At 67.1% G+C, this 26689-nt stretch carries 30 protein-coding genes; 17 read left to right on the plus strand and 13 right to left on the minus strand.

Annotation, left to right across the window (positions count from 1 at the left end):
• Entirely contained in the window at window positions 1-810 is an 810-nt protein-coding gene (locus tag C7I55_RS06915) for a ferredoxin--NADP reductase (protein ID WP_233222118.1), read from the plus strand.
• 18 nt (window positions 811-828) lie between these two features.
• On the opposite strand, the gene C7I55_RS06920 is transcribed toward C7I55_RS06915, so the two are convergent.
• Together C7I55_RS06920 and C7I55_RS06925 are read right to left on the minus strand one after the other, a co-directional pair.
• On the minus strand, window positions 829-1212 hold the full coding sequence (locus C7I55_RS06920; RefSeq protein ID WP_106512145.1) for a hypothetical protein: 384 nt from the start codon (window positions 1210-1212) through the stop codon (window positions 829-831).
• On the minus strand, window positions 1209-1895 hold the full coding sequence (locus tag C7I55_RS06925; protein WP_106512146.1) for an EI24 domain-containing protein: 687 nt from the start codon (window positions 1893-1895) through the stop codon (window positions 1209-1211). The genes C7I55_RS06920 and C7I55_RS06925 overlap by 4 nt, the downstream gene beginning before the upstream one ends.
• 148 nt (window positions 1896-2043) lie before the next feature.
• On the opposite strand from C7I55_RS06925, the gene C7I55_RS06930 reads away from it, so the two are divergent.
• A complete protein-coding gene (locus tag C7I55_RS06930; RefSeq protein WP_106512147.1) occupies window positions 2044-3042 on the plus strand; it encodes an adenosine kinase in 999 nt (332 codons plus the stop codon).
• Window positions 3043-3192: 150 nt separating this feature from the next.
• Entirely contained in the window at window positions 3193-3576 is a 384-nt protein-coding gene (locus C7I55_RS06935) for a hypothetical protein (protein WP_106512148.1), read from the plus strand.
• An 88-nt stretch (window positions 3577-3664) separates the two neighbouring features.
• On the opposite strand, the gene C7I55_RS06940 is transcribed toward C7I55_RS06935, so the two are convergent.
• Window positions 3665-5239: an amino acid permease gene (locus tag C7I55_RS06940; protein WP_106512149.1), complete on the minus strand. Its 1575-nt coding sequence runs from the start codon at window positions 5237-5239 to the stop codon at window positions 3665-3667.
• A 142-nt stretch (window positions 5240-5381) separates the two neighbouring features.
• Window positions 5382-5759: a histidine triad nucleotide-binding protein gene (locus tag C7I55_RS06945; protein WP_106512150.1), complete on the minus strand. Its 378-nt coding sequence runs from the start codon at window positions 5757-5759 to the stop codon at window positions 5382-5384.
• A gap of 190 nt (window positions 5760-5949) precedes the next feature.
• Between C7I55_RS06945 and C7I55_RS06950 the strand changes: the two genes are divergently transcribed.
• From C7I55_RS06950 to C7I55_RS06960, 3 genes are all read left to right on the plus strand, one after another.
• The gene (locus tag C7I55_RS06950; protein ID WP_106512151.1) at window positions 5950-6432 is read left to right on the plus strand and encodes an SspB family protein; all 483 of its coding nucleotides are present in this window, start codon (window positions 5950-5952) and stop codon (window positions 6430-6432) included.
• Between the two features lie 167 nt (window positions 6433-6599).
• Window positions 6600-8000, plus strand: coding sequence for a class II fumarate hydratase (gene fumC, locus C7I55_RS06955; protein ID WP_106512152.1), 1401 nt, complete (start codon window positions 6600-6602; stop codon window positions 7998-8000).
• 104 nt (window positions 8001-8104) lie between these two features.
• Window positions 8105-8563, plus strand: coding sequence for a GNAT family N-acetyltransferase (locus C7I55_RS06960; RefSeq protein WP_106512153.1), 459 nt, complete (start codon window positions 8105-8107; stop codon window positions 8561-8563).
• A 7-nt stretch (window positions 8564-8570) separates the two neighbouring features.
• Here C7I55_RS06960 and C7I55_RS06965 read toward each other — a convergent pair whose 3' ends face one another.
• The 3 genes from C7I55_RS06965 to C7I55_RS06975 form a co-directional block, all read right to left on the minus strand.
• The gene (locus C7I55_RS06965) at window positions 8571-10442 is read right to left on the minus strand and encodes a glycoside hydrolase family 2 protein (protein ID WP_233222088.1); all 1872 of its coding nucleotides are present in this window, start codon (window positions 10440-10442) and stop codon (window positions 8571-8573) included.
• Window positions 10443-10518: 76 nt separating this feature from the next.
• On the minus strand, window positions 10519-11862 hold the full coding sequence (locus tag C7I55_RS06970; RefSeq protein WP_106512472.1) for a glycoside hydrolase 5 family protein: 1344 nt from the start codon (window positions 11860-11862) through the stop codon (window positions 10519-10521).
• Window positions 11863-12069: 207 nt separating this feature from the next.
• Window positions 12070-12597: an acyloxyacyl hydrolase gene (locus tag C7I55_RS06975; RefSeq protein ID WP_106512155.1), complete on the minus strand. Its 528-nt coding sequence runs from the start codon at window positions 12595-12597 to the stop codon at window positions 12070-12072.
• A 451-nt stretch (window positions 12598-13048) separates the two neighbouring features.
• Between C7I55_RS06975 and C7I55_RS06985 the strand changes: the two genes are divergently transcribed.
• Window positions 13049-13585 carry a DUF4142 domain-containing protein gene (locus C7I55_RS06985; protein ID WP_106512157.1) on the plus strand — a complete coding sequence of 179 codons (537 nt, stop codon included), beginning with the start codon at window positions 13049-13051 and terminating at the stop codon, window positions 13583-13585.
• A gap of 198 nt (window positions 13586-13783) precedes the next feature.
• Here the strand turns inward: C7I55_RS06985 and rplQ are convergent, their stop codons facing one another.
• From rplQ to rpsM, 4 genes are all read right to left on the minus strand, one after another.
• Complete coding sequence (gene rplQ, locus C7I55_RS06990) at window positions 13784-14206, minus strand: 50S ribosomal protein L17 (RefSeq protein ID WP_106512158.1); 423 nt, start codon at window positions 14204-14206, stop codon at window positions 13784-13786.
• Window positions 14207-14738: 532 nt separating this feature from the next.
• Window positions 14739-15803, minus strand: a complete 1065-nt coding sequence (locus tag C7I55_RS06995; protein ID WP_106512159.1) for a DNA-directed RNA polymerase subunit alpha — start codon at window positions 15801-15803, stop codon at window positions 14739-14741.
• Between the two features lie 84 nt (window positions 15804-15887).
• Window positions 15888-16277, minus strand: a complete 390-nt coding sequence (gene rpsK, locus C7I55_RS07000; protein ID WP_106512160.1) for a 30S ribosomal protein S11 — start codon at window positions 16275-16277, stop codon at window positions 15888-15890.
• Between the two features lie 80 nt (window positions 16278-16357).
• Window positions 16358-16726 carry a 30S ribosomal protein S13 gene (gene rpsM, locus C7I55_RS07005; RefSeq protein WP_106512161.1) on the minus strand — a complete coding sequence of 123 codons (369 nt, stop codon included), beginning with the start codon at window positions 16724-16726 and terminating at the stop codon, window positions 16358-16360.
• Window positions 16727-16954: 228 nt separating this feature from the next.
• Here rpsM and C7I55_RS07010 point away from each other — a divergent pair, with 228 nt between their 5' ends.
• The 3 genes from C7I55_RS07010 (at window position 16955) to C7I55_RS07020 (ending at window position 19684) form a co-directional block, all read left to right on the plus strand.
• Entirely contained in the window at window positions 16955-17374 is a 420-nt protein-coding gene (locus tag C7I55_RS07010) for a secondary thiamine-phosphate synthase enzyme YjbQ (RefSeq protein ID WP_106512162.1), read from the plus strand.
• A gap of 1 nt (window position 17375) precedes the next feature.
• Window positions 17376-17858 (plus strand): YbaK/EbsC family protein, encoded by a 483-nt coding sequence (locus C7I55_RS07015; protein ID WP_106512163.1) that lies wholly within the window; start codon window positions 17376-17378, stop codon window positions 17856-17858.
• A gap of 119 nt (window positions 17859-17977) precedes the next feature.
• Window positions 17978-19684, plus strand: coding sequence for a DEAD/DEAH box helicase (locus C7I55_RS07020; RefSeq protein ID WP_106512164.1), 1707 nt, complete (start codon window positions 17978-17980; stop codon window positions 19682-19684).
• A gap of 190 nt (window positions 19685-19874) precedes the next feature.
• On the opposite strand, the gene C7I55_RS07025 is transcribed toward C7I55_RS07020, so the two are convergent.
• Both C7I55_RS07025 and C7I55_RS07030 read right to left on the minus strand, forming a co-directional pair.
• The gene (locus C7I55_RS07025) at window positions 19875-21533 is read right to left on the minus strand and encodes an MFS transporter (RefSeq protein WP_106512165.1); all 1659 of its coding nucleotides are present in this window, start codon (window positions 21531-21533) and stop codon (window positions 19875-19877) included.
• Window positions 21534-21620: 87 nt separating this feature from the next.
• A complete protein-coding gene (locus tag C7I55_RS07030) occupies window positions 21621-22187 on the minus strand; it encodes an SRPBCC family protein (RefSeq protein ID WP_106512166.1) in 567 nt (188 codons plus the stop codon).
• Between the two features lie 259 nt (window positions 22188-22446).
• On the opposite strand from C7I55_RS07030, the gene C7I55_RS07035 reads away from it, so the two are divergent.
• From C7I55_RS07035 to C7I55_RS07065, 7 genes are all read left to right on the plus strand, one after another.
• Window positions 22447-22761 (plus strand): hypothetical protein, encoded by a 315-nt coding sequence (locus C7I55_RS07035; RefSeq protein ID WP_106512167.1) that lies wholly within the window; start codon window positions 22447-22449, stop codon window positions 22759-22761.
• 84 nt (window positions 22762-22845) lie between these two features.
• Entirely contained in the window at window positions 22846-23226 is a 381-nt protein-coding gene (locus C7I55_RS07040; RefSeq protein WP_106512168.1) for a fluoride efflux transporter FluC, read from the plus strand.
• Entirely contained in the window at window positions 23223-24377 is a 1155-nt protein-coding gene (locus C7I55_RS07045; RefSeq protein WP_106512169.1) for an RluA family pseudouridine synthase, read from the plus strand. The genes C7I55_RS07040 and C7I55_RS07045 overlap by 4 nt, the downstream gene beginning before the upstream one ends.
• Entirely contained in the window at window positions 24377-25024 is a 648-nt protein-coding gene (locus C7I55_RS07050) for an FMN-binding negative transcriptional regulator (RefSeq protein WP_106512170.1), read from the plus strand. Before C7I55_RS07045 ends, C7I55_RS07050 begins: the two co-directional genes overlap by 1 nt.
• Window positions 25021-25680, plus strand: coding sequence for an HAD-IA family hydrolase (locus tag C7I55_RS07055; protein WP_106512171.1), 660 nt, complete (start codon window positions 25021-25023; stop codon window positions 25678-25680). The genes C7I55_RS07050 and C7I55_RS07055 overlap by 4 nt, the downstream gene beginning before the upstream one ends.
• Entirely contained in the window at window positions 25677-25940 is a 264-nt protein-coding gene (locus C7I55_RS07060; RefSeq protein WP_106512172.1) for a hypothetical protein, read from the plus strand. The genes C7I55_RS07055 and C7I55_RS07060 overlap by 4 nt, the downstream gene beginning before the upstream one ends.
• Window positions 25937-26626, plus strand: a complete 690-nt coding sequence (locus C7I55_RS07065; protein WP_106512173.1) for an ATP12 family chaperone protein — start codon at window positions 25937-25939, stop codon at window positions 26624-26626. Before C7I55_RS07060 ends, C7I55_RS07065 begins: the two co-directional genes overlap by 4 nt.
• The last annotated feature ends 63 nt before the right edge of the window (window positions 26627-26689 follow it).

Consider the following 26689-nt stretch of genomic DNA (forward strand, 5'->3'; position numbering starts at 1 on the left):
GTGCCGGTCCGCCTTCCGCTCGTCCAGCCCGATCAGCCGGCCTTCGATACGGTCGCGGTGCGCTGGGTCCACCACTGGAACAGCCACTTGTTCAGCCTCGCCGTCGAACGGCCGCGCAGCTTCCGCTTCCGCTCCGGCGAATTCGTGCTGCTCGGGCTTCACGACGGCAGCAGGCCGCTGATGCGGGCTTACTCGATCGCCAGCGCCGCTTATGCCGAGGAGCTCGAATTCCTGTCGATCAAGGTCGAGCATGGCCCGCTGACCTCCCGTCTCCAGCGGATCGAGCCCGGCGATCTTCTCTATCTCGGCCGCAAGCCGACCGGGACCTTGGTCGCCGATGCCCTGACGCCGGGGAGCCGGCTGTTCCTGTTCGCGACCGGCACCGGCCTTGCGCCGTTCCTCAGTCTGCTCCGCGATCCCGATACCTATGACCGGTTCGCGCAGATCATCCTGGTGCATTCGGTTCGGCGGGTGAGCGATCTTGCCTGGCGGGACCAGCTTACCGGCCAGCTCGCCGACGATCCGCTGGTCCGCGACCAGGCCTTGCTGCAGCTTCTCTATGTGCCGACGGTCACCCGCGAGCCATTCCACACGTCCGGCCGCATCCAGGCGCTGATCGACGACGGCAGGCTGTTCGGTCCGCCTTTGCACGGGCCGGCCCGGCTCGATCCGGCGATCGATCGGATCATGCTCTGCGGCAGCAGCGCGATGATCGCGGACCTTTCGGAGCGTCTCGCCACGCTCGGCTTCGAGGAAGGCTCGAACGCGCGGCCGGCGCATTTCGCGGTGGAACGCGCGTTCGTCGGCTGACCCGGCCGGGTCTTTTCGTCAGCGGTGCTGCGTCGTCCTGCCGAGCGCGGCGACGCAGCTCGCGCGGTCGAAGTCGCGGCCGTCGGGCAGGCGCGCATCGACATGGGTGACGATCGGATCGCCGCCGCCGCGCGGCGGGTAAAGATAGGCGTCGAGGACGCAGGCGGGCCCGGAAAATTGCAGCTTCCGCGCCGAGCCTTCGCGAACGTCGAGATCGGGCCGGCCGAATTGCGCTTCGATCACCTTGGCAGTGCGGCCGATCACATTTTCGAGGCCGACGACGCTGTAGACTCGCGGCGCCGGCAACTGGACGCGCGGCGGCGTCGCGGGCGCGATCTCGGTCTTGGCCACGCAGGCGCCGAGCAGCGGCAGCAGCAGGAGAGGCGCGGTCTTGAGCTTCATCTCTTGCCTTTGTGAAACACGTGGGTGGCGGCCGCAGCCCCTATCAGCGGCGCGAGCAGATTGGCAAAGGGAATGAGAAACAGCCACGTCGCGCCGAGGCCAAGCAGCGCCCGTTCGAGTCGAGTCTCCCGCAGCCAGGCCTCAAGCGCCGCTCCCTGATGGTGCCGCGCCGCCACCATCTCACCGAGGTCCCGGCCGAGCGCCAGGGCGTTGACCGCCGAGAACAGCAGCAAAGGTCCGATCCCGGTGATCAGCAGCAGCAGGTAGAATGGGAGCGCGATCAGATTCCAGAGCAGGATCCGCCCGGCCGAGCGCAGCGAAAGCGAGATGCCCCGTCCCAGCGCAACCGGCCGGCCGCGCGCATTCGGGTAATGACGGGCTTCGACCGCTTCCACGATCTCGTCGGAGAACAGCCCGATCACGCCGATCGCGATCGCCGGGAACAGGAACCACAGGCTGAGGAGACCGAGCGCCAGGCCGGCGAGAGTTCCGCCCCCGGCACCGAGCGGACAGGAACCGTCGAACGGCCCGATTCCACACGGATCGACACCGGTCAGCAGCCAGGCCGCTCCCGCGGCGGCCGCGGCGAACAGGACAAGGGTCACCAGCAGCGATTTGGCGAGCACCTTCAGGAAGACAGGGTCGCCGATCTGGCCGAGAGCGCGCGTGAAAGCGGTAAGCATCGCCCTTGCTGCCCCGTTCGCGGCATCAGGGTCAAGGTCGAAGCCCTGCTCCTCTCAGGCGCTCGCGAAAGCCGGCGGCGAACAGGCATTCCACGACCTTGCGCTTTGTTCTAAAGGCGCACGCTTTCCCGGCTATGAAAGAGTGAATGTGACCGACACCCGCCTCGACGTCCTCTGCATCGGCAACGCGATCGTCGACGTCATCGCCGCCGCCGACGAAGCCTTTCTCACCGCCGAAGGGCTCGACAAGGGATCGATGCGGCTGATCGACGCCGACGAGGCGACCCGGCTCTACGGCAAGATGGGCCCCGGACGTGAGGTAAGCGGCGGCTCGGCCGGCAACACCGCCGCCGGCATCGCCATGCTGGGCGCCCGCGCCGGCTTTGTCGGCCAGGTCGCCAACGACCAGCTCGGCGAAGTCTATGCCCATGACATCCGCTCGATCGGCGTGGAGTTCACGACCCCGGCGAGCGACGGCGGTGAGGTGCCGACCGCGCGGTCGCTCATCCTCGTCACCCCGGATGCGCAGCGGACGATGAACACCTTCCTCGGCGCCGCCCAGCATCTCGACACCGCCAAGCTCGACGAAGAGCAGGTGAAGAGCGCCGCAATTCTTTATCTGGAAGGCTATCTCTGGGATCCGGAAACCCCGCGCGCGGCGATGGAGCGGGCGATCGAACTCGCCCATGCCGCCGGCCGCCGGGTTGCCTTCACCCTGTCGGACAGCTTCTGCGTCGATCGCCACCGCGACGGCTTCCTGAAGCTGATCGAAGACAGGAAGGTCGACATCCTCTTCGCCAATGAAGCGGAAATCGTGTCGTTGACCGGCGAGAAGGATTTCGATTCCGCAATTGTCGCCGCCGCGCCGCGCGTGCCTCTGCTCGTCGTCACGCGCAGCGAGAAGGGCGCCGTCGCCGTCGAGAACGGGCAGCGCGTCGATGTCGCTGCCGAGCCGGTCGACCAGATCGTCGACACCACCGGCGCCGGCGACCTCTTCGCCGCGGGCTTCCTCGCCGGTCTCGCCCAGGACCGCGGCCTGGAGCACAGCCTCCGCATGGGCGCAATCGCCGCGGCGGAAGTGATCTCGCATTATGGTGCGCGTCCCGAAGCCGATCTGAAGGCGCTGGTCGCCCAGAAGCTCGGCTGAGCCCGCCGATCCCGTCCCGGTCAAATGGCGAGGGGAGCTATGGCTCCCCCGTCGGCGGGTGCGCGCCTTCGCTTAAGCGCAGACAACAAGCACAGCAGCATCCATTCAGCGCGGGCCGGCTAGAGGCGGAAATCGAAGGAGAGCCGCTGAGTGTCCGATGACCGCCTGTATCTGATCGAATGCAATGCGGGTGCCGCGGCCATGCCGCGCAACGTCCTGACGGCCCACGGTTACAGCGTGCACGTTGTGACCGCCGAAGACTTCGCGCCCGATGCGGCGCATTCCGGCGCGCGCCCTATCCTGATCGCGACCTCCGGTACCGACCTCGGTTGCGCGCGCGCCGTGCTCCAGGCGCTCGGGGGCAGGGATGCGCAGGTTCCGGCCTTCGTCATCAATCCGGGATGCGGGCTGCGGCAGGCGGCAGGATTGCTGCACAGCGGGGCGGCCGACGTGATCGACGAGGGCGTGCCGGGAAGCGCGCTGCTCGGCAGCGTCGCGACCTTCGCCCGCGAACCTGTGCTTTTGCGGGAGTAGCCGCCGCCGTCAGAGGGCGCGCAGGCGACTGCGCCGGCACCAAAAAAGGGAGGCTTTCGCCTCCCTTTTTCATGCGCCGGGGATCCGGTCAGCGTGTCTCGCCGACACCGGGTATCTCCGGCTCCAGATCATGCAGTTCCGGTTCGTGAACCTCCACCAGGCCGCGGCCGAGATGGCTGTTGCGATAGGAATAGCCATAATAAACGATCAAGCCGATTCCGGTCCAGACCGGCAGGACGAGCATCGCATCGCGCGGCAGATTGAGGAACAGGAACACGCAGCCGATGATCGTCAGCGGACCGACCAGCCACAAAGCGGGAACCCTGAACTTGCGCTCCCGCGAGGGATCGCGGCGGCGCAGCAGCATCACGGCGATCGCCACCATCATGAAGGCGTAGAGCGTACCGGCATTGGCGATGTCGGCCAGCGCGCCGACCGGCAGGAACGCCGCGGCAAGCGCGACGACGACGCCGGTAAGAGCGGTGACGACATAGGGAGTCCGCCATTTCGGGTGGACCTTGGAGAGACCTTCCGGAAGCAGGCCGTCGCGCGACATCACGAAGAAGATGCGGGTCTGGCCGAACAGCAGGATGAGGATCACCGACGGCAGCGCCAGGAAGGCGGCGATGCCGAGCGCGTTGCCGACCGCACCGAAGCCGATGTTGCGCAGGACGTGGGCGAGCGCCTCGTTGGAGCAGACCAGAGCCTGGGCATGCGCCGGCATCGCGCACTGGCGGGCGAGCTCTTCCGAGCCGGCCGGGAAGGGCACGCCGCCCGGTCCCATGATCGGCTGGCCGCCGATCGTGCCGATCGCGCCGGCGGCAACGAGAATGTAGAAGATGGTGCAGATGCCGAGCGAACCGATCAGGCCGATCGGCACGTTGCGCTGGGGATTCTTGGTTTCTTCGGCCGCCGTCGAGACGGCGTCGAAGCCGACATAGGCAAAGAAGATGGTGGCTGCCGCGCCGACGGCGCCGACGCCCGAGCCGAAGCCGCCGAACAGGCCCGCCGGCAGGAACGGGTTGAAATTGGCGGTTTCGACCTTCGGGAGGGTCAGCACCATGAAGGCCGTGAGGGCCGTGATCTTGATCGCGACCAGAACCGCATTGACGCGTGCGCTTTCACTGGTGCCGATCATCAGCAGCCAGGTGACGAGCAGGGCGATGATCAGCGCCGGCAGGTTGATGAGGCCGCCCGGTGCGCCGCCGAGCGCGAGCGGACCGGCGCTCAGCCAGGGCGGCAGGGTTATGCCGAGGAATTCCTGCAGGATCGTGCCTGAAAAGTAGCCGGACCAGCCGACCGAGACCGCGCTTGCCGCGATCGCATATTCGAGCACCAGGGCCCAGCCGACCGTCCAGGCGAGCAGCTCACCCATTACCGAATAGGTGTAGGTGTAGGCGGATCCCGCGACCGGAAGCATCGCCGCGATTTCGGCGTAGCAGAGTGCGGCGACGATGCAGACCGCGCCGGCGATGATGAAGGCCAGCATCAGGCCGGGCCCGGCCTTCTGCGCGCCGGCGGCGGTGAGTACGAAGATGCCGGTACCAATGATGCAGCCGATCCCGAAAAGCGTCAGCTGCAGAGCGCCCAACGAGCGGTGCAGCGACTTTTTCTGAGCGGTGGCAAGAATGGCATCGAGAGGCTTTACGCGCCCGAAGATCATTACCCGTCCCCTTGAAATGTCAGGCGCATTGAACGCGCCTTTATGGATTGGCGCGGAGCCTAAACACTAAATTCCCGGCCGCAAAGCGAGAAACTCGCCGGGCGTCGCGGGGGGGATGACCTGGGCGTCGCCGCCCCGCCGCTCAGCGCGCGAGCATCGGCCCGAGCGGTCGGCCGCCGAACAGGTGGACGTGGAGGTGCGGCACTTCCTGGCCGGCATGGCCGCCGACATTGGCGAGCAGGCGGTAGCCGGGCGCAACCAGATCGAGGGCGCGTGCGACATGGCCCACGGCGCGGACGAAGCCGCCAATCTCCTCGTTCGACCCCCGCGCTGAAAAATCGTCCCAAGAGACATAGGCGCCTTTGGGAATGACGAGGATGTGGGTCGGTGCGGCCGGATTGATGTCATGGAAGGCGAGCGCCCATTCGTCCTCGTAGACGGTCTTGTTCGGAATCTCGCCGCGCAGGATCTTCGCGAAGATGTTGTCGGGATCGTAGGGGCGGGTCGCGTCGATCGCCATCGATGGGCTCCTCGTCTGATGGTTGTCTGCTGGCGTCCAGGACAAGCCTTACGGCGTCCCCGACTGGCGGGGAAGCGCGTCTCCTTGATCGGGGGAAACCCGGCCTGCACGCGCCCCGATTCCACCGAACTCGCGCAATCCGAGCGCGCAAATGCTTGACCCGTCCCGTCGCGGCGCTACCACGGGCCTCATGCAGGACGATATGCCGGACAGCCTGATTCCCTATGACGAGATCGTGCAGGAGGCCCTGCGCGCCGTCGTCGGTCGTGTGCTTGGCGAGGTCGAATCGACCGGGCGCCTCCCCGGCGAGCACCATTTCTACATCACCTTCAAGACGGGCGCCGCCGGAGTCGACATCCCGCGCCACCTCTCGGAGCGCTTCCCGGACGAGATGACCATCGTCATTCAGAACCGCTTCTGGGATCTCAAGGTCGCCGAAGACGGGTTCGAGGTCGGTCTCAGCTTCAACCAGATGCCGGCCAAGCTCGTCATCCCCTTCTCGGCGATCACCGGCTTCGTCGATCCCGCGGTCAATTTCGCTCTCCAGTTCCAGGCGCAATCGGACGAAGGCGATCTCCAGGACCACGAGGAAGCCGAAAACGATCATCCGGTCGCCGAGCCGGTCGAGGATGGCTCCAACGTCGTCTCGGTGGATTTCAGCCGCAAGAAATAACGCCGGCTATCCGGCCGTCTGCATCCTTATTCGCAATCACGACGGCTCGGCGCGATGCGCGCGGCGCCTGATCGTAGGCGGGCTGCGCGCGGAGCGCGCCGTGCGCCTTCCCTTGCGCCTGCCGAGGCCATAAAGGGCGCGGCGAAGATCAGCGCAACGGAGTCTCCATGGCATCGCTCACCCCCACCCGCACCGAAACCGACAGCTTCGGCCCGATCGACGTTCCCGGCGACAGCTATTGGGGCGCGCAGACCCAGCGCTCGATCCAGAACTTCCCGTTCGGCCCGCGTGAGGCGATGCCGTCCGAGATCGTCCACGCGCTCGGCTTCGTCAAACAGGCGGCGGCGCGGGTGAATGCACGGATCGGCGGTCTCGACGCCGGTCTGGCCGAGGCGATCCAGCAGGCCGCCGGCGAAGTCGCGGCGGGCGATCTCGACGATCAGTTCCCGCTCGTCATCTGGCAGACCGGATCGGGCACCCAGTCGAACATGAATGCCAACGAGGTGATTGCCGGCCGCGCCAACGAGATCCTCAGCGGAAATCGCGGCGGCAAGAGCCCGGTCCATCCCAATGATCACGTCAACAAGGGTCAATCGTCCAACGACAGCTTCCCGACGGCGATGCACATCGCTGCGGCACGCGCCGTGGAATCCCGTCTGATCCCGGCTCTGGAGACGATGCACCGCCGCCTCGCCGCCCAGGCTGCGGCCTGGGATCCGATCGTCAAGATCGGCCGCACCCACCTCCAGGACGCGACGCCGCTCACCCTCGGCCAGGAATTTTCCGGCTATGCGGCGCAGATTGCGGACGGGATCGATCGCGTCCGCGGCGTGCTTCCGCGCGTCTATCGCCTCGCCCAGGGCGGCACCGCCGTCGGCACCGGCCTGAATGCCCCGAAGGGCTTCGCCGAGGAATTCGCAGCCGAGGTCGCCAAGCTCACCCGGCTTCCGTTCACCAGCGCGCCCAACAAGTTCGAAGCGCTCGCCAGCCACGACACGCTGGTCGAGCTTTCGGGCGTGCTCAACGTGCTCGCAGTGTCGCTGACCAAGATCGCCAACGACATTCGCCTGCTCGGCTCCGGCCCGCGTTGCGGCCTTGGCGAACTGAAGCTGCCGGAAAACGAGCCCGGAAGCTCGATCATGCCCGGCAAGGTCAACCCCACTCAGGCCGAGATGCTGACCATGGTCGCCGCCCAGGTGATGGGCAATCACGTCGCGGTGACGGTCGGCGGCCTCCAGGGCCACATGGAACTGAACGTGTTCAAGCCGGTGATCGCCGCCAACGTGCTGCGCTCGATCGACCTGCTCGCCACGGGCATGGAGAGCTTCACCGAGCGTACCCTCGACGGCCTCGAGCCGGACGAGCGCCGCATCGCCGATCTGATGAACCGGTCGCTGATGCTGGTCACCGCGCTCGCACCCGAAATCGGCTACGACAATGCCGCCAACATCGCCAAGCACGCCCACAAGAAGGGGCTGACGCTCAAGGAAGCCGGCCTCGAGCTCGGCCTCGTCGATGCGGAGACCTTCGATCGGGTGGTGAAACCGGAAAGCATGCTCGGCCGCTGACAGGACGAATCCGCGCCTGTTCGGCGCGGATTCGTGAACTCTTCGCCTTCCGATCCGCGCTCGCGCCCGGCTACAGCGCCGTGCAGGGACGCGGGAGGGGCGAGATGATCGAGATACGCGAAGATGATCTGTCGGACGACGACGTGCGCGCGCTGCTGGCGCTGCACCTCAACGGCATGCACGCCAATTCGCCGCCGGGCCACGTCTTCGCGCTCGATCTTTCCGGGCTTCGATCGGCCGAGGTGACGGTCTGGACGGCCTGGGTCGACGGCGCGCTCGCAGGGATCGGCGCGCTCAAGGATCTCGGCGACGGAACCGGCGAACTGAAATCGATGCGCACCCACCCCGATCATCTCCGCAAGGGGGTTGCCGCGGCGTTGCTGGAGCATGCGATCGCGGCGGCGCAGGCACGCAAGTATCGCCGCGTCAGCATCGAAACCGGCACCGGCGAGGCCTTCGAGCCGGCGCTTGCGCTCTACCGCAAGCGCGGCTTCGGGCATGGCGAGCCGTTCGGCGGCTATGCGCATACCGAGTTCAACCAGCTGCTGCATCTCGCGCTTTGACGCGCGTTCAGCGGCTGTCTGGCGTCCGTTTCGAGTAATAATCGGCGAGCACGCCGAAGGCCTGCTTGCGCTCGCCGGTCTCGGAGATCAGGCCCTTGCGGTTCCAGCCCTGCTGGTAGACCGGGTGCTGGCGGCGCGGCGAGCGGAAGTCCTTGAGGATCCAGGGGGACATGCCGGCGAGGAACGGGATGCTGTCCGCCATGGCGAGCGTCTGGCGATAATATTCGGCCTGGAACTCCTCGGAGAATTTGCGGCGAAGGCCGGCGTCGAGGAAGCCCGCCTTGGCGTCGGCGCCGAATTCGGAGAGGATCAGCGGCTTGGTCGCCCCGCTCCGCCAGCCGATCGCCGGCAGCGCCTCGAGCCGGTCGCCGCTATACCAGCCATTGTAGGTGTTGATCGCCATCACATCGAGCTGCGCGACCAGCGGATCGTCGATCACCATCTCGATCCTGCCGTTTTTCTCGTCGCGGCGGGTGAGCAAGGCGGCGGTGACGAGGCGGCTGTCGTCGAGCGCGCGCACGTCCCGGACAAGGGTGGTGAGGAACGCGTTGCGGGGTTCCGAGACCGGGGTCTCGTTGGCGACGCTCCACAAGGCGATCGATGCGCGATTGCGGTCGCGCAGGATGTTTTCGGCCAGCATCCTGCGCGCGACCGCCAGCGTTTCCGGCCTTGCGAAGGCGACGCGCCAGTAAACCGGCACCTCGCTCCACACGATCAGCCCGAGTTCGTCCGCCATCCGGGTCATCACCTCGGAATGCGGATAATGGGCGAGGCGAACGAAATTGCCGTGCAGCCCGTCCTTGATCTCGGACAGCAAGGCGCGCGCCGCCGCCGGCGTGATCGCGCGCGTCGGCTCCTTGCCGAGTTCCTCCTCGTGCAGCGAGATTCCGCGCAGGAAGATCGGCTTGCCGTTGAGCAGGATTCGGGTGCCGCGCACCTCCAGGGTGCGGAACCCGATCCGGTCGGAAAGGACATCTTCGCCGCTCTCGAAGCGCACGTCGTACAGTGTCGGACTTTCGGGCGACCAGCGTTTCAGCGCGCGCGGCGCCGCTGCCTCGCCAGTCCAGCGGCCTTGCGAATCCGCCGTTCCCGAGAGAGTGAGTCCGAGCGCGGGGATGCGAACCCGCACGGGACGGCCTGCCGCGGACGGGCCGTCGAGGGTCATGCTCGCCCGGATCCGGCCGGCGCCCGTCAGCCGAATCCAGGCATCGTCGACATAGGTTGCCGGCGTGGTGACCAGGCGGACCGGACGAATGACGCCGCCATAAGTCTCCCAATCGGTGACCGTCGGCGGCACCGTGTCGTTCGACCGTTCGGAATCGACGCCGATCGTGATCTGGTTCTCGCCGGCCCGAAGCTTGCCCGTGACTTCCAGCGCGAACGGCGTGAATCCACCCTCGTGGGTGCCGACGAGGGCGCCGTTCACATAGATGCTGGCGCGATAGTCGACGGCACCGAAGTGGAGGAACTGGCGCTCGCCCGGGCGCGGCGCCGCCTCGAAGCGGCGCTGATACCAGACGAGGCCGTCATAATAGCGCATCGTTGCGTCATGGGTGATCCACGAGGACGGCAGGCTGGTGACCGGCGCCCGGCGCATGTCGAGCTCCCACAGGGCGTAAGGATCCTTGCGGGTTTCGGCGTCGACGTCGACATCGGCGTAGCGCTGGTGCGTGCGGCCGGGCGCCTCGCCGTGAAACCCGGCGACTCCGTCGCGATAGGGATCCACCGACCAGTTCCAGGGACCCGACAGATCCGTGCCGGCGCGGCCCGACGCGTTGACCAGCACCCGATCGGGAAGAAGCTGCGCGGCCGCGGCGTCGGGAAACGCCCCTGCCATTGCCAACGCACACGCGACCAGGGCCAACCACTTCCTCGCCATCCCGCTCTCTCCTCGGTATTTTGAGAGAGCTTTCGGGCAAGGCACGTGGCCGTGCAAGCCTCCCCGCGAGGCGTTCCTAGCTTCGTACCGCCTTGAGGGCGGCGATATGGTCGCGGATCACCCTCTTCGTGCTCTCGTCGCCGTCGAACACGCTGTACCAGCCCTGCGGTTCGTGCGGCGGATCGCCGAGATAGGAGGTGTCGCCGGGCTGGAAACGATGATCGGGGCTCGACGCGCGGCCTGCGCCGCCCCACGCCCAGAAGTTGGAGGCCGCGAGCGGGCCGCCGGCTTTGGCGTTGGCGAGCACCGCATCGTAGATCAGCGCGTAGAAGCGGTCCTTGAAGGTGGTCGGGGTGCCCGGATCGTAGAGTCCCTTGTCGCGCGGGAAGCCGAACTCCTCGATCACCAGCGGCTTGCCGAGCTGAGTCGCGAGCGCGATGTGGTCGGCGATGTAGGTTCTGACCTTCGCGGCGCCGGCATCGAAGGTGCCGAGCAGGTCGGCGCTGTCCACCCAGGTCCAGTTGAGCGGCCAGATATGGGCGGTGAGATAGTCGATGCTGCTTGGGCTGTGCGCCTCGATCACGCACTGCCGATCGCTGTGGCAGCCCTGAAGCCCTTCGCTGCCAGTCGACACCAGGTGGTTGGGATCGATCGATTTGATCAGGTTCGCCGTCTTGCCGATCCAGGCGTAGAAAGCCGGCAGATTCGGCCGGCCGACCGCCTCGCTGCCGGCGGGGCGGGGCTCGTTGGCGAGCTGCCAGGCCATGATCGCCGGGTCGTCGGCGTAGCGAATGCCCGTGACGCTGTTGGTCCGGCCGACGACCGCGCGAACATAATCATGATACAGGCCGATCGCTGCGTCGCTGGTGTAGAAAGCGGCATTCATGTCGGCGAATTGCGGCCAGGGATGGGCCGGATCGTTCATGTTGATGTAACGGCCGCCATTGGTCCAATAGAGGTAGGTCATCATCCCCCCCGACCATTCCCAGAAGTTGGTCAGGTAGATCACCGCCTTCATCCCGCGCTTGCCCATTTCGGCGAGCGCATAATCGAGGCCGGTGAGCAACGTCTCGTTATAGTCGGCTGTCTGAGTGCGGAATGCCGGCGTGATCGAGTTCTTGAGCGGCGACAGCTCGGAGGAGCCGAGGATGCGGAGATTGTCGATGCCGAGCGCCGCCATCGCATCGAGCTCCCGCTTCAGCCGGTCGCGATTGCCGTAAGGGGCGTCGGTACCGAGATAGGCGGCGTACCAGATGTTGGCTCCGGCGTAGCGATAGGTCTCGTCGCCGATCCGGAACCGGGTGCCGTCGACCCGGACGAAGCGCGACGGCGCGCCCGGGCGCAAAGGCGTGGTGGCGCCGGTGGCGCAGCCGGCGAGCAGGGCGGCCCCGGACAGTAGGGTCGTGCGACGGTCGAACATGATCATTTCCTCAGTGACGGGACGCCGCAGTGCGCCCGCGCACCGCAACACGGCCATGCGCTCCCGGTGGCGGTACAACTCCCCTGCTCGGCACGCGAGCCCCCGCCGCTTTGGGAGCAACAGAGGATGGCACGGGCACCAGCGGCGGCGGATTGCTTTTCATCGAGGGTAGAATAGCCGTCCTCCGCCGAAGCCGTCCAGCGCTGCTCAACGGAATCGATGGTTGATCCGCACGCCGATCGTGTCGATGCCGGGATTCTGATCGCCCAGCAGGGTGGCGTGGCTGAGATGGACCCAGCTTGCCTCCGCCGAGGTGCGCGGGCCGAGCCGGAATCCGATCCCGAACTCGGGCGCGAAGAGGATGCGGGAGCCGAAATCGATCCGGTCCGGACCCGGGCGCCTGGGCCCGCTGTGGACGGCCAGACCGATTCCGGGCCGCAGGTAGATCCTCTTGCCGACCTTCCAGCTCAGTCCGGCCGCGGCGAAGTGCGTGTCGCCGGCGCTGTTCAGCGAGACGAAGCCGTACGGTGACGGGGATCCGAGTGGTCGCAGGCCACGGATCCGCGCGCCGCGCCAGCCGAGCTGAAGATCGACACCCTGCTCGACATTGCCGCTGAGGTTGAGCCGTGTCTCGACATCGTGCGCGTAGATGCCGCCGAACAGCTCCTGCGCATCGACCGGAGAGGCCGTGCAGGCGACCGTGCCCAAGGCAGCAACGGAAAGGATGCGGACCATCCTGCGTCAACTGCGGCGCGCGGAGGCGGGTTCCGGACCCCAAGCGCGGAACCGCGGCCGACGGGCCGGGTTCCTCCCGCATGAGCAGCGACCCTACAGACGGCCAGGCACAACCTGGCCAGGCACCCGGCGACGAAGCCGCGCCCGGCACCCCCGGCACCGGCGAGAATCTTTGCCGCCATTGTAATGGAACGGGCGAGCATGACGGCACGCCATGCCCGGTCTGCGGCGGATCCGGCAAAGTCATCGAAGGTCTCCCGGGCGGCTGATCGCCAGACAAGATTCATCGTAACCTGTATCAACTCCCTGGTTTTACTTGGAACCCTGAGCTTCGCCTCCGGTTTGCCGGACGTCGCCAAACCAAAACCATGTGAAGCGACCTGGGTCGACAGCCAGGGTGAGCGCGCTTATCGCGCTCTCCCGGCGGATACGGGTTGGAGGAGATGACCAGATGATCCGTTCCCTTTTGCTCGCCGCGTTGGGCGCACTCGCCCTGGCCGCTTGCGCCACGACCGAAGCCGACATGCAGGCCGATGCCGCCGCTGCATCGGGCGACATGACTCCGACGCAGCGGGGGGCCTATGTCGAGATGGCCGCGGCAAGCGATTTGTTCGAGATCCAGTCGTCGCAACTTGCCGAGAGTCGGGCAACCCGCCCCGAGGTCAAGGAATTTGCGCGGATGCTGATCCAGCACCATCAGCAGACGACCGCCCAGCTGACCGCCGCCGCGACGGCCGCAGGCACGCCGCCGAGCCCCGATCTGATGCCGATGCAGGCGCAGATGATGGGCGAGCTGCGCAATGCGTCGGGCGCGGATTTCGACAGCGTCTATCTTCGCCAGCAGGTGCCGGCCCATGAAATGGCGCTGGCCCTGCACAGCAATTACGCAAGCAGCGGCGACACCGAGGCGCTGCGCGCAGTCGCCACCGCGGCCGTGCCGATCATCCAGCAGCACCTCGACCGCGCGCGTCAGCTCCAGGGCGGATAAGCATGATCGGGTCAGGCTGCATCAGCCTGATCCTTGGATCGTGCTCTCGTCATTGGTTTGGAGCCTGATCCGCAGCTTAGGTCGGAGCCGAGCGCTCCAACTTAACATGATCAGGCTCTGCGCCGGCACAAAGAGAAAGGGCCCCCGCATCGCGGAGGCCCTTTCTTCATTCCCGAACGGTCCGTTCGGACCGAGGCCTCAGGCCGCTTCGTCATACTCGTCGGCGCCCTGCACCGGACCCGAATCCTGGCCCTTGGCGGAGACGTCGCGGTCGACGAACTCGATGATCGCCATCGGCGCCGCGTCGGAAGCGCGGATGCCGGCCTTGATCACGCGGGTATAGCCGCCGGCACGGTCGGCGTAGCGCGGCGCAAGCGTGTCGAACAGCTTGACGAGCTGGGTGTCGTCGAGCAGCCGCGCATGCGCGAGGCGGCGGTTGGAAAGGCCGCCCTTCTTGGCGAGCGTGACCAGCTTCTCGACATAAGGACGAAGCTCCTTCGCCTTGGCGACGGTGGTGGTGATCTGCTCGTGCTTGATCAGCGCGGCAGCCATGTTCCTGAACAGGGCGGCGCGGTGGCTGGAGGTGCGCTGGAGCTTACGTCCGGCAACGCGGTGACGCATGGTGACTTCCTTCTTCGTTCGTCCGGACCCCGTGTCAGGTAAATCCGGCCAGGCTGTCTTGTGGGGGACAGCCCCGACCCCGTTCTCGCCGGGCCGAGGCCCATGCGAAAAGGCGGAGCAATGGCCCCGCCTGTCGCCGGCTCCTCAACAGGATTCTACGGCGGGAGTCAAGGGTAGAGCGACCCGCGTGGAGCGCAAGAATAAGGGGCCGCCTCGCGGCGGCCCTTCGAAAGATCGGTAGAAGAAGCAGAACCCGCCCCCTTCTCCCTGACGGTCGAAGGGTGGTGATCCTGGCTGCCGATCCCGCGGATGGGCAGCTTCGGGATCACCCCATGAGCTCCTGCTCGAGCGTCTTCGCCATCTCTTCGCGCCTGCGGCGGCTCACTGCGCAACGTCCCCGCACGGCCGCGCGGGCGCTCGCTCTCCGACGTCCAGCCTCCGGCCGGCCGCCCCCGAGCACCTCGGATGGCCACGAAAAAGGGCCGCCTCGCGGCGACCCTTTCTTAGGTTCGAATGGGTTCGAGCCGAAGGCTCAGCCCATCAATTCCTGTTCCAACTTCTTGGCCATCTCTTCGATGTTCTCCGGCGGCCAGCCGGGGATGTCCATGCCGAGGCGCAGACCCATCGAGGAGAGCACTTCCTTGATCTCGTTGAGGCTCTTGCGGCCGAAATTCGGCGTACGGAGCATCTCGGCTTCGGTCTTCTGGACGAGATCGCCGATGTAGATGATGTTGTCGTTCTTGAGGCAATTGGCCGAACGCACCGACAGTTCGAGCTCGTCGACCTTCTTCAAGAGGTAACGGTTGAGCTGGTTGGCGTCGGTCTCGCCCTCGCCGGCGGAGACGCCCGCCGCGACACCGGTCGGAACGCTGGTCATGGTCAGGCCTTCGTCGAAGTGAACGAAGAGCTGCAGCTGGTCCTGAAGGATGCGCGCGGCATAAGCGAGCGCGTCGTCCGGGGTGATCGTGCCGTCGGTCTCGACGGTGATCGTCAGCTTGTCATAGTCCAGCTCCTGGCCGACGCGGGTATTCTCGACCTTGTAGCTGACCTGGCGGACCGGGCTGTAGAGCGCGTCGACCGGGATCAGGCCGATCGGCGCGTCGGCCGGACGGTTCGAGGCGGCCGGGACATAGCCCTTGCCGGCTTCGACGGTCAGTTCCATGTTGAGCGTCGCACCGTCGTCGAGATGGCAGAGGACGAGGTCCTTGTTCATCACTTCGATGTCGCCGGTGGTGGTGATCGCGCCGGCGGTGACTTCGCCGGGGCCGGTCGCCGACAGCTGCAGACGGCGCGGCTGATCGCCCTCCATCCGCAAAGCGACCTGCTTCACGTTGAGGACGAGGTCGGTGATGTCCTCGCGAACGCCGGTGAGGCTCGAAAATTCATGCAGCACGCCCTCGATACGGATCGAGGTGACGGCCGCACCCTGGAGCGAGGAGAGGAGGACGCGGCGCAGCGAGTTGCCGAGCGTCAGGCCAAAACCGCGCTCGAGCGGCTCGGCGACGAACGTCGCCTTGCGCCGCGCGTCGCCGGCGGCGCGCTTCTCGAGTGCGTTGGGCTTCTTCATTTCCTGCCAGTTCTTAGCGTTGACGGCCATGATCTTCCCTTGGATGCAACGGAGCCGCGGGGACGGTTCCGGATATGAAGGCCGGGGCGCCGCACGGGCGCCCCGACGAAATCGTTACACGCGGCGGCGCTTCGAAGGGCGCACGCCATTGTGCGGGATCGGGGTCACGTCGCGGATCGAAGTGATCGTGAAGCCGACCGCCTGGAGGGCGCGGAGCGCGCTCTCGCGGCCGGAACCCGGGCCCTTCACTTCGACTTCCAGGGTGCGCACGCCATGTTCGGCGGCCTTCTTGCCCGCATCCTCGGCGGCGACCTGGGCCGCGTAGGGAGTCGACTTGCGGCTGCCCTTGAAGCCCATCATCCCGGCCGACGACCAGGCAATCGCATTGCCCTGCGCGTCGGTGATGGTGATCATCGTGTTGTTGAAGCTGGCGTTCACGTGCGCGACGCCCGCGGTGATGTTCTTGCGCTCGCGCCGACGAATGCGCTGAGGTTCGCGTGCCATGTTCTCTTATCCTACCAAATCTCGTGTGGCGCCGTGCCGCCGTCGAAGGCGCTGCCGGCGGAGCAATCCATCGGGATGGATTACTTCTTCTTGCCGGCGATCGGCTTGGCCTTGCCCTTGCGGGTGCGCGCATTGGTGTGCGTGCGCTGGCCGCGGACCGGAAGGCCCTTGCGATGACGCAGGCCGCGATAGGATGCGAGATCCATCAGCCGCTTGATGTTCATCGCCGTTTCGCGACGAAGATCACCCTCGACCGTGTGGTCGGCGTCGATCGTCTCACGGATCTGGAGGACTTCCTGGTCGGAAAGATCCTGCACGCGGCGCTCCGGCGCGATGCCCAGCTTGTTCGCGATTTCCACGGCCTTGGTGCGGCCGATACCGTGAATGTAGGTGAGCGCGATAACGACGCGCTTGTTGGTCGGGATGTTGACACCCGCAATACGTGCCATGTGATGTTTTCTCCTGCTCCACAGGGCGGCTGGCTGACCGCCCCATCTCAGCGCTTCGTGACTATATCCCGAAACGAGGATAGCCGACGCGCGCAGAAGCGCCGCCGGACGACCGGTTATCGGGATAGGCGGCAAATAGGTGTTGGGAGCGCCTCTGTCAACGTTCGTGACAGGCGAAGAAGAGCATGAAATCTGGCGCATCCGCGCCGTCCCGTTTAGGGCCGCGCGATGCGTCAATCAACCGCCTTGATCGAGATCGCGACCGAACGGCAGGGGCTGAAGGAGATCACCGCGTCCGTCCTTCGCTGGGTCGAGGGGCAGGGGGTGGGCGAGGGCCTGCTCACCCTGTTCTGCCGTCACACGTCCTGCTCGCTGCTCGTCCAGGAGAATGCCGCTCCGGACGCGCGCTCCGACCTCGAGCGCTATTTCGCGACGATCGCGCCCGAGGATCCGACGGCCTATGATCATGACGACGAGGGTCCCGACGACATGCCGGCGCATCTGCGTGCCGCACTGACCGCAGTCCAGATCTCGGTCCCGCTGATCGGCGGACGGCTTGCGCTCGGCACCTGGCAGGGCCTCTATCTCTTCGAGCATCGCCGGCGCCCGCACCGGCGCACCATCGCATTGCATCTGCTGGGGGAATGACATGAGCCTCGAATCGGTTCGCGCGTGGCTTGCGGCCAACGCGCCCGATCTCCCGATCATCGAAGTCGAAGCGAGCACCGCCACGGTCGACGAAGCGGCGGCGGCGCTCGGAGTCGAGCCAGGCCGGATCGCCAAGACCCTGGCGGTGCGGGCCGGCGGCGAACCCTTCCTGCTCGTCGCGCGCGGCGATGCGCGGCTCGACAATCAGAAGGCGAAGGCGGCTTTCGGCGGCCGGCCGCGGATGCTCGGCGCCGAGGAGACGCTCGCGCTGACCAGCCATCCCGTCGGCGGAGTGTGCCCGTTCGGCCTCGCGGCTCCGGTTCCGGTCTATTGCGATGTCTCGCTTCGGAACTTCGCGATCGTCTATCCGGCTGCCGGATCGCTCAACAGCTCGGTGGAAGTGTCGCCCGAACGCCTCGCCGCGATCACTGGTGCACAATGGGTCGACGCCTGTCGCTCGCCGCACGTCGATGAAACCGGATGATCGTTCCGAACCGGGACGAGCTTGCTGCGATGCAGCAAAGCGCTTCCCTCTGGCACGATGAAGGTCTATGGGACCGCTAAACCTTGCCCCTTGCGGGCACACCTCCCATTTGGATCCCCATGCCCTTCAGCCATTTGCCCCCGCTTCTCGCGGAAGCCCTATCCGCGCGCGGTTATTCCGCCCCGACGCCCGTTCAGGCCGCCGTTCTCGAGAACGACGCGGACGGACGCGATCTCATCGTGTCGGCCCAGACCGGATCCGGCAAGACCGTTGCCTTCGGCCTCGCCATGGCGCCGCAGCTGCTCGAGGAGAGCGGCGCGCTGCCATTCATCCGCGAGCCGCTCGCTCTGGTGATCGCGCCGACCCGCGAGCTTGCGCTTCAGGTCAGCCGCGAGCTGATCTGGCTCTACGGCAAGGCCGGGGCGCGGATCGCAACCTGCGTCGGCGGCATGGATGCCTCGAAGGAGCGGCGCAGCCTTTCCCAGGGTGCGCATGTCGTCGTCGGCACGCCCGGCCGCCTGCGCGACCATCTCGAGCGCGGCGCGCTCGATCTGTCGCAGCTGCGGGTCGCCGTGCTCGACGAAGCGGACGAGATGCTCGACATGGGCTTCCGCGAGGATCTCGAGGAAATTCTCGACGCGACTCCGGAAGGCCGGCGAACCCTGCTCTTCTCGGCGACCATGCCGAAGCCGATCGTCGCGCTGGCCAAGCGCTACCAGAAGGATGCCTTGCGCATCTCGACGGTGGGCGAGGATCGCGGCCATGGCGACATCGCTTATCAGGCCGTGACGGTGGCACCGGCCGACATCGAAAATGCGGTGGTCAATCTGCTTCGCTTCCACGAAGCGGAATCGGCGATGCTGTTCTGCGCCACCCGCGACAATGTCCGCCGGCTCCATGCGAGCCTGATCGAGCGCGGCTTTGCCGCCGTCGCGCTGTCCGGCGAGCACAGCCAGAGCGAGCGCAACCATGCGATGCAGGCGTTGCGCGATCGCCGCGCGCGCGTCTGCGTCGCCACCGACGTCGCCGCCCGCGGAATCGATCTTCCGACCCTCAGCCTCGTCATCCACGTCGAGCTGCCGCGCGACGCCGAGACGCTGCAGCACCGTTCGGGACGCACCGGCCGCGCGGGCAAGAAGGGCACGGCGGTGCTGCTCGTCCCCTATCAGCGCCGCAAGCGGGTCGACATGATGCTGCGCGGCGCCAAGATCGCGGCCGAGTGGATCCAGCCGCCGACTCCGGAGGATATCCGCCGCAACGATCGGACCCGCTTGCTCGAAGCCCTGCTCGAGCCGGCCGAATATGACGACGAGGATCGCGAGGTCGCGCAGAAGCTGCTCGCCGAGCGCAGCCCGGAGGACATCGCCGCGGCGCTCGTCCGCGCCCATCGCGCCCGCATGCCGGCGCCCGAGGAACTTGCCGACCAGCAGGTGGGCGGCGATCAGGAACGGCAGAAGGAGCATCGTCAGGGCTTCGAGGACACCGTCTGGTTCCGGATGGACATCGGCCGCCGCCACAATGCCGATCCGCGCTGGCTGCTGCCTTTGCTCTGCCGCCGCGGCCACATCACCCGCAACGAGATCGGTGCCATCCGCATCGCCCCGAACGAGACTGCGTTCGAAATCCCGCGGGCGGCCGCACGCCGCTTCGCCGAGGCGGTGAAGCGCACCGCCGGCGGCGATCCCGACGGCGAGGGCGCGATCCAGATCGAAGCGATGAACGGAACGCCCCGCGACGCGGCCAAGCAGAATCGCCGCGAAGGACCCCCGCCGGCCCGCCACAAGGCCAAGCCCGCCTACAAGGCAAAGCCCCACCGGCCGCGCTGAGACCCGCCGTATTGTCCCCTACCCAGCGGGGAGGGGCTAGGGGTGGGGAGGAGCGAGGCTGCTCGATGCAGCCGAGCAAGTAGCGGCGTCCTCAGCCACATCGAGGGGCTTCGGCCGCGCCCCACCCCTCAATCCCCTCGCCAAAGGGGGAGGGACGGTTCGAGAGAGAGGGAGGCTGAGCGGCACCCCCTCAATCCTCGATCTTGTTCCGGAACGTCTCGGGAAGCAGCAGCAGGCCGATGACCACGGTCAGCGCCGCCACCACGATCGGGTACCACAGGCCGTAATAGATATCGCCGGTGGCCGCGACCATTGCGAAGGCGGTGGTCGGCAGGAAGCCGCCGAACCAGCCATTGCCGATATGGTAGGGCAGCGACATCGAGGTGTAGCGGATCCGCGTCGGGAACAGCTCCACCAGCAAGGCCGCGATCGGGCCGTAGACCATCGTCACGTAGAGGACGAGGATGGTGAGGATCAGGATGGCGAGCGGCTTGTTGATCGCCGCCGGATCGGCCTTGTCGGGATAGCCGGCCGCGGCGAGCGCCACCTTGGTGCGATCCTGAAATGCCCTGATCGCAGCGCCGCGCGCGGCATCGTCGAGCCCCCGCGGATCGACCCCGGCGAGGGTGGTGGCGCCGATCCGCACCTGCGCGATACTCCCGCCCGGCGCCTCGACATTGGCGTAGGAGATGCCGGATTTCGCGAGGTACGATTTGGCGATGTCGCAGCTCGAGCGGTCGAACTTGTTGCGGCCGATCGGATCGAATTGCACCGAGCATTCGGAGTCACTGGCGATCACCGTCACCGGCGAGCTTGCCTGCGCCTGATACAGCGCCGGATTGGCGGCGCGGGAAAGGCCCTGGAACAGCGGGAAATAGGTGAGCGCGGCGAGCGCGCAGCCGACCAGGATGATCTTCTTGCGGCCGATCCGGTCCGACAGCCAGCCGAAGAAGACGAAGCCGGGCGTGCCGATGGCAAGCGCGATCGCGATCATGATGTTGGCGGTGGCGCCGTCCACCCGCATTGCCTTCTCGAGGAAGAACAAGGCGTAGAATTGGCCGGTATACCAGACCACCGCCTGGCCGGCGACGGCGCCGAACAATGCGATCAGCACGATCTTGAGATTGCCCCAGCGCGCAAACGCTTCGGTCAGCGGCGCCTTCGAGGTCTTGCCTTCCGCCTTCATCTTGCGAAACACCGGGCTCTCGTTGAGCTTCAGGCGGATCCACATCGATACGCCGAGCAGGACGATCGAGACGATGAAGGGCAGGCGCCATCCCCAGGCGGCGAAGGCTTCCTCGCCCATCGACCAGCGGATCGAGATCACCACCAGCAGCGCCGCGAACAGGCCCAGGGTGGCCGTCGTCTGGATGAAGCTGGTGTAGAGACCGCGGCGATGATCGGGGGCATGCTCGGCGACGTATGTGGCGGCGCCGCCATATTCCCCGCCGAGCGCCAGCCCCTGCAGCAGGCGGAGCAGCACGAGTATCAGCGGCGCGGCGACGCCGATCGAGGCGTAGCTCGGCAGCAGGCCGACCGCGAAGGTCGAAAGGCCCATGATCGCCATGGTGACCAGGAAGGTGTTCTTGCGGCCGACGAGATCGCCGATCCGGCCAAACAGGATGGCGCCGAACGGCCGTACCGCGAAGCCGGCGGCGAAGGCCGCGAGCGCGAAGATGAAGGCCGTGGTCTCGTTCACGCCCGAGAAGAATTGCGCCGAGATGATCGTCGCCAGCAGGCCGTAGAGATAGAAATCATACCATTCGAACACGGTGCCGAGCGAGGAGGCCGCGATGACCAGCTTCTCGTTCTGCGGCAGTTCGGTCTCGTCGGAATGTACGCTGGCCATGGATCCCCTCTTGTCGGTTTTTACACGTGGTCGGCGAAAGGCTCCTTGCCGGCAAGTGGAAAGTGTTAGCGCTCCCAGCGCCCGGGCTCAGCCGGCGAGCGCTTTGGCTAGCCGCTCGAGGGCCTGCCCCATCACCCCATCCACGGCGGGCGCCAGGGCCTCGGCACCGCCGCGAATGGTGCCGGCGACGGCATAGGTCTGCGTGATTTCGGTCCCGCCTTCGACCGTGCGCAGGCGCCATGTCAGCCGGCCGACTGCCGCTTCGTTGAGGATCGGGCCGAGCGCCGCATCCAGCGTCACGCTCGCATAAGGCATGGTCATCAGCACGCGGCCATGCTGGACGCCCCCAGCGGCCTGCGATGTGCCGCCACCGGATGTCCGCGCGCCGGCGAGGATCCGTTCGCAGAAGCATCCGCCCGGCGTCAGGTCGAGACTCATGTTCGCAGCGCTCCCCGAATAGGTGTGAGCCGAATCCCACCAGCTGCCGATGCGGCCGAGCATCGCCCAGATCTGCTCGGGTGTCGCTTTGACGATCCGCACGCTGCGCACTTCGAAACCGGCCGGCGCGGCGGAAACAACCTCCGCCTGGGCGGCAGCACCCCACGGCAACGCCGGGACGAGCGCCAGAGCGAGAGCGGCAAGGCGAGGCTTCATGCGTCTTCTCCCGATGTCGCCGAGAGCTTATCCCATCGCAGCGCCCGCGCAATGGTGCTCCATTCATGCCGTCTGCAGACGAAAGACGACGCTCCGTCGCCGCATGCTGGGCAAATGCGCGGCTTCGCGGCAGCAAAGGGGCAGCGACGCGGGTGTCTCGCCTGCTTCATCCCCGGGCGCGATGCCCGCGTCGTCACGCCGCGTACCGAATGGACGAAGCCTCGGGCGCGCAGCCGGATTCGGCGAGCAGGAGAGAGCGGTGCACGACCGGGGCGACGATCTGCACGGCACGATCGGCGGTGACACAAGATCCCGCGCCCCGAACAGCCTGCTACTGCGGAGGTCCGATCCCGGCGCCCTGATCGTCGAACGGCCCCGAGCCGATCTGCTCGACGCGCTCGCCGGGCTCGCCGGCGGCCCGGAGTTCGTGGAGCGAGTCCGAAGCGGTCCGACGCCGCTGCACATCTCTCTGCTGGCGCAAGGATCGAATGCCCCTCAGCCTGCGCGATTCTCCGCAAGCTTGCCGGAGCTGTACTGGCCCTATCTGATCGATCCACTGGACGGTGATCGCTGACCGGTTCGCCCGCTCGTGGCCCGCCGGAACCGTGAACGCCCTCCGCACTGGCGGAAGCGGGCCTGCATCGCTACATCGCGCGACATGCCCAATCTCTTTCTCGTCATGCTCGGCGGCGCTGCCGGCGCGGGCCTGCGCTACGGCGTCGGCCAGGCCGCCTCGCGCGCCTTCGGCCCCGGCTTCCCGTGGGGAACGCTGATCGTCAACATGACGGGAAGCCTGCTCGTCGGCCTGCTCGCCGCCATTCTCCTCAGGGACGGCGCCGCTGCCGACCGCGCGTCGTGGCTGCTGCTGGTCGTCGGCGGCCTCGGCGGTTACACGACCTTCTCCTCGTTCAGCCTCGAATTGTTGCGGATGGCGGAAGGCGGACAGGTTGCGGTCGCATTCGGCTATGCGGCGGGTTCGGTGATCGCCGGCCTCGCGCTGGCGGCCGGTGGCTTCGCGCTCGGGAGGGCTGCGGCATGAGCGAGAAGAAGAGCGAAGGCGAGGTTCGCCAGTTCACCGTGTCGGCCGATGACGACGGCATCCGGCTCGACCGCTGGTTCAAGCGCAACCTGCCGGATGCGAGCTTCAACCTCGTCTCGCGCTGGGCGCGCACCGGGCAGCTCCGCGTCGACGGCAAGCGCGCGACTCCGGGCGACCGGATCGAAGCCGGCCAGATGATTCGCGTGCCTCCGGCCGAAGCCGCACCTGCCGCCGCGACCCCGTCCAAACCCAAGATCGTTCGCCCGACGCTGACGCAAGATGAGATCGCCTTCGTCAACGAGATCGTCATCCACCGCGATCCGGCGGCGTTCGTCGTCAACAAGCCCCCCGGTCTCGCCACCCAGGGCGGCACCAAGACCCATACCCATCTCGACGGCCTTCTCGATGGCCTCGCCGACGAGGCCGGTAACCGGCCCAAGCTCGTCCACCGGCTCGACAAGGATACGTCCGGCGTCCTCCTGCTGGCGCGAAGCGCGCGGGCGGCAGGATTCTTCGCCAAGAGCTTCTCGGGGCGGACGGCGCGCAAGGTCTATTGGGCGCTGGTGATCGGCGTTCCCGACATCAAGGACGGCTATATCGACCTGCCGATCGCCAAGCAGCCGGGCACCGGCGGCGAGAAGATGCATGTCGACGAGGAGGAAGGGCTTGCCGCCCGCACCCGCTACCGGGTGATCGAGCGCGCCGGCAACAGCGCCGCCTGGGTCGAGCTCCAGCCGCTCACCGGCCGCACCCACCAATTGCGCGTCCACATGGCGGCGATCGGCCATCCGATCGTCGGCGACGGCAAATATGGCGGGCAGGACGCGTTCCTCACCGGCGCGATCAGCCGCAAGCTTCACCTCCATGCCCGCCGCCTGCGCATCGATCATCCGGACGGCGGCCAGATCGACATCACGGCCGAACTGCCCGGCCATTTCGCGGAGAGCATGGCCTATCTCGGCTTCGATCAGGGCGACGGCGATCTGCCGCTCGACGAGATCAAATTTTCCGAGACCGCCGAAGGCAAGCGCCGCGCCGCCACCGCCGCCGCCAAGTCGCGCCGCAAGGAACGCAAGGGCGAGCGTCGCAGCCGCGGCAGCGGGGGAGCCGAGGGCGGCCGCGGCGGCGGCGCAGGGCGCGGGCGGCGCTGATGCATCCGAACCGCAAGTTCCACATCGAGGATCGCGAGGCGATGGCGGCGCTGGTGCGCCGGACCGGATTCGCCACGCTCGTCGTCCAGACCGATGAAGGTCTGCGCGCCGTGCACCTGCCGGTGCTCCTCCAGGGCGATCGGCTGCGCTTCCACGTCGCGCGCGGCAACAGGGTCCATGCGGCGTTGCTCGCCGGTGCCGAAGCGATCGTGGTGGTGAACGGGGCCGACACCTATGTCAGCCCGGACTGGTACGGCCAGCCTGGTCGGGTGCCGACCTGGAACTATGTCGCGGTGGAGATGAACGGCCGTGCCGCCCCGCTCGGACGCGAGGCGCTGATCCGGCTGATGGACGATCTCTCCGCCGAGCATGAAGAGAAGCTCGCCCCGAAGACGCCGTGGACCCGCGCCAAGGTCGATCCGGCGCTGTTCGAAGGATTGCTGAAGGCGATCACCGGCTTCGAGATCGAAGTCGCCGAGTGGCGCGGCACTGCCAAGCTCGACCAGGACAAGCCCGACGAGGTGCGCGCGCGCCTTGCCGACGCGATCGCGGCGGCCGGTTGGCCGGAGGCCGCGGAGCTTGTCAGGAGTCCCGCGAACGTGACGGCGGTTTCGACGCCCGTGCTGCCGCGGGTGCCGCGACCATGAACCGGCTCGCCATCTTCGACTGCGACGGCACTCTGGTCGATGGCCAGGCCAATATCTGCCTGGCGATGGAGGCATGTTTCGCCGAGGCGGGGCTGCCGCAGCCGACCCGCGATCGCACCCGGCGGATCGTCGGGCTCAGCCTGGTCGAGGCGATGGAGAGCCTGCTGCCGGACGCGAAGCCGGATGTGCACCGCGCCCTCGCAGATGGGTACAAGCGCGCCTATCAGGGCCTTCGCGCCCGCGGTCTGGCGATCGAGCCGCTCTACGACGGCATCGCGGATCTGCTCGCCGATCTCGAGACCGACGGCTGGCTGCTCGGCATCGCTACCGGAAAATCGGATCGTGGCCTCGCCATCTGCCTCGATCATCACGGCCTCGCCCACCATTTCTGCACCTTGCAGACCGCCGACCGCCATCCGTCCAAGCCGCATCCCTCGATGGTCGAGACGGCGCTCGCCGACGCCGGAGCGGATTCGGCCCGCAGCATGATGATCGGCGACACCAGCTACGACATGATCATGGCGAAGCAGGCCGGCGTCATGGCAGTCGGCGTGGCGTGGGGCTATCACCCACCCGAGGAACTTCTCGCCGCCGGCGCCGATATCATCGTCCACGCGCCGCGCGACATTGCGGCTCTGATGAAGGTCGCCGCATGAGCCCGCAGGATCCGCACCGTCCCGACGATCTCCCGGCCCGGTCCGAGGCCTATTGGCGCAACCGCTTCATCCTGATGAATCTTGCCGGCATCGGCGGCACCGCGGTCGCCCTGCTCGGGCTCGCCATCTGGTATTCGGATCTGCTGATCGAGGGCGGATCGATGGCGATCGGCCTGCCTCTGGCCCTGATCGGAGTCATCGTGAGCTTCGTCGCCCCCAAATTCCTCGCCCGCCGCTGGAGGAGTCCGCCGGGAAAATGAAGCGTTTCTACAAGCAGGCGGCCGCTTTCCCGGGCGATGCCGGAGTGTCGATCGCGCTCGACACGCGGCCGGTCAAGACTCCGGCGCGCGCCCCCCTGACGGTGCCGACCGACGAACTCGCCGAAGCGATCGCCGCGGAATGGAACGCGCAGGGGGAGGAGGTCGACCCGCGGGCAATGCCGCTCACCGGCCTCGCCAACGCCGCGATCGACAGGGTGATGCCCGATCCAGAGGCGTTCGCCGCCAGCCTCTCCACCTATGCCGAGAGCGATCTGCTTTGTTATCGTTCGGAGGGGCCGCAGGAACTGGTGCGCCGCGAAACGGAGCAATGGGATCCGCTGATCGCCTGGGCGCGCGCCCGTTACGCGGTCGATTTCACGCTTGCTACGGGGGTCATGCACCGCCCCCAGCCGCCGGAGACGATCGCCCGGCTGAGCGAGGAACTGCGCGCGCGCGATCCATTCCGGCTGGCCGCAATGTCGCCTCTGGTGACGATCTCCGGCTCGATCGTGATCGCGCTCGCCCTTGCCGAAGGCGAGATCCGCCTCGCCGACGCCTGGGCGGCGGCAACGCTCGACGAAGCCTGGCAAGCCGAGCAATGGGGCGAGGATGCGCTCGCCGCGCAAGCCCTCGCCGCGCGCCGGCGCGACTTCGAAGCCGCCTACCGCTTTCTGACTTTGCTCTGACCCCGTCAATCTCCCCTCCCTTGAAAGGCAGGGGAGAGTCAGCGGTGTTCGCTGCCCTCTTGT

Source organism: Allosphingosinicella deserti (assembly GCF_003012735.1).
GTDB lineage: Bacteria > Pseudomonadota > Alphaproteobacteria > Sphingomonadales > Sphingomonadaceae > Allosphingosinicella > Allosphingosinicella deserti.

Coding starts and splice junctions, on each gene's coding strand:
- C7I55_RS06920 (WP_106512145.1), bottom strand. CDS start 1,212: ATGAAGCTCAAGACCGCGCCTCTCCTGCTGCTGCCGCTGCTCGGCGCC.
- C7I55_RS06925 (WP_106512146.1), bottom strand. CDS start 1,895: ATGCTTACCGCTTTCACGCGCGCTCTCGGCCAGATCGGCGACCCTGTC.
- C7I55_RS06940 (WP_106512149.1), bottom strand. CDS start 5,239: ATGATCTTCGGGCGCGTAAAGCCTCTCGATGCCATTCTTGCCACCGCT.
- C7I55_RS06945 (WP_106512150.1), bottom strand. CDS start 5,759: ATGGCGATCGACGCGACCCGCCCCTACGATCCCGACAACATCTTCGCG.
- C7I55_RS06950 (WP_106512151.1), top strand. CDS start 5,950: ATGCAGGACGATATGCCGGACAGCCTGATTCCCTATGACGAGATCGTG.
- fumC (WP_106512152.1), top strand. CDS start 6,600: ATGGCATCGCTCACCCCCACCCGCACCGAAACCGACAGCTTCGGCCCG.
- C7I55_RS06960 (WP_106512153.1), top strand. CDS start 8,105: ATGATCGAGATACGCGAAGATGATCTGTCGGACGACGACGTGCGCGCG.
- C7I55_RS06965 (WP_233222088.1), bottom strand. CDS start 10,442: ATGGCGAGGAAGTGGTTGGCCCTGGTCGCGTGTGCGTTGGCAATGGCA.
- C7I55_RS06970 (WP_106512472.1), bottom strand. CDS start 11,862: ATGTTCGACCGTCGCACGACCCTACTGTCCGGGGCCGCCCTGCTCGCC.
- C7I55_RS06975 (WP_106512155.1), bottom strand. CDS start 12,597: ATGGTCCGCATCCTTTCCGTTGCTGCCTTGGGCACGGTCGCCTGCACG.
- C7I55_RS06985 (WP_106512157.1), top strand. CDS start 13,049: ATGATCCGTTCCCTTTTGCTCGCCGCGTTGGGCGCACTCGCCCTGGCC.
- rplQ (WP_106512158.1), bottom strand. CDS start 14,206: ATGCGTCACCGCGTTGCCGGACGTAAGCTCCAGCGCACCTCCAGCCAC.
- C7I55_RS06995 (WP_106512159.1), bottom strand. CDS start 15,803: ATGGCCGTCAACGCTAAGAACTGGCAGGAAATGAAGAAGCCCAACGCA.
- rpsK (WP_106512160.1), bottom strand. CDS start 16,277: ATGGCACGCGAACCTCAGCGCATTCGTCGGCGCGAGCGCAAGAACATC.
- rpsM (WP_106512161.1), bottom strand. CDS start 16,726: ATGGCACGTATTGCGGGTGTCAACATCCCGACCAACAAGCGCGTCGTT.
- C7I55_RS07010 (WP_106512162.1), top strand. CDS start 16,955: ATGCGTCAATCAACCGCCTTGATCGAGATCGCGACCGAACGGCAGGGG.
- C7I55_RS07015 (WP_106512163.1), top strand. CDS start 17,376: ATGAGCCTCGAATCGGTTCGCGCGTGGCTTGCGGCCAACGCGCCCGAT.
- C7I55_RS07020 (WP_106512164.1), top strand. CDS start 17,978: ATGCCCTTCAGCCATTTGCCCCCGCTTCTCGCGGAAGCCCTATCCGCG.
- C7I55_RS07025 (WP_106512165.1), bottom strand. CDS start 21,533: ATGGCCAGCGTACATTCCGACGAGACCGAACTGCCGCAGAACGAGAAG.
- C7I55_RS07030 (WP_106512166.1), bottom strand. CDS start 22,187: ATGAAGCCTCGCCTTGCCGCTCTCGCTCTGGCGCTCGTCCCGGCGTTG.
- C7I55_RS07040 (WP_106512168.1), top strand. CDS start 22,846: ATGCCCAATCTCTTTCTCGTCATGCTCGGCGGCGCTGCCGGCGCGGGC.
- C7I55_RS07045 (WP_106512169.1), top strand. CDS start 23,223: ATGAGCGAGAAGAAGAGCGAAGGCGAGGTTCGCCAGTTCACCGTGTCG.
- C7I55_RS07050 (WP_106512170.1), top strand. CDS start 24,377: ATGCATCCGAACCGCAAGTTCCACATCGAGGATCGCGAGGCGATGGCG.
- C7I55_RS07055 (WP_106512171.1), top strand. CDS start 25,021: ATGAACCGGCTCGCCATCTTCGACTGCGACGGCACTCTGGTCGATGGC.
- C7I55_RS07060 (WP_106512172.1), top strand. CDS start 25,677: ATGAGCCCGCAGGATCCGCACCGTCCCGACGATCTCCCGGCCCGGTCC.
- C7I55_RS07065 (WP_106512173.1), top strand. CDS start 25,937: ATGAAGCGTTTCTACAAGCAGGCGGCCGCTTTCCCGGGCGATGCCGGA.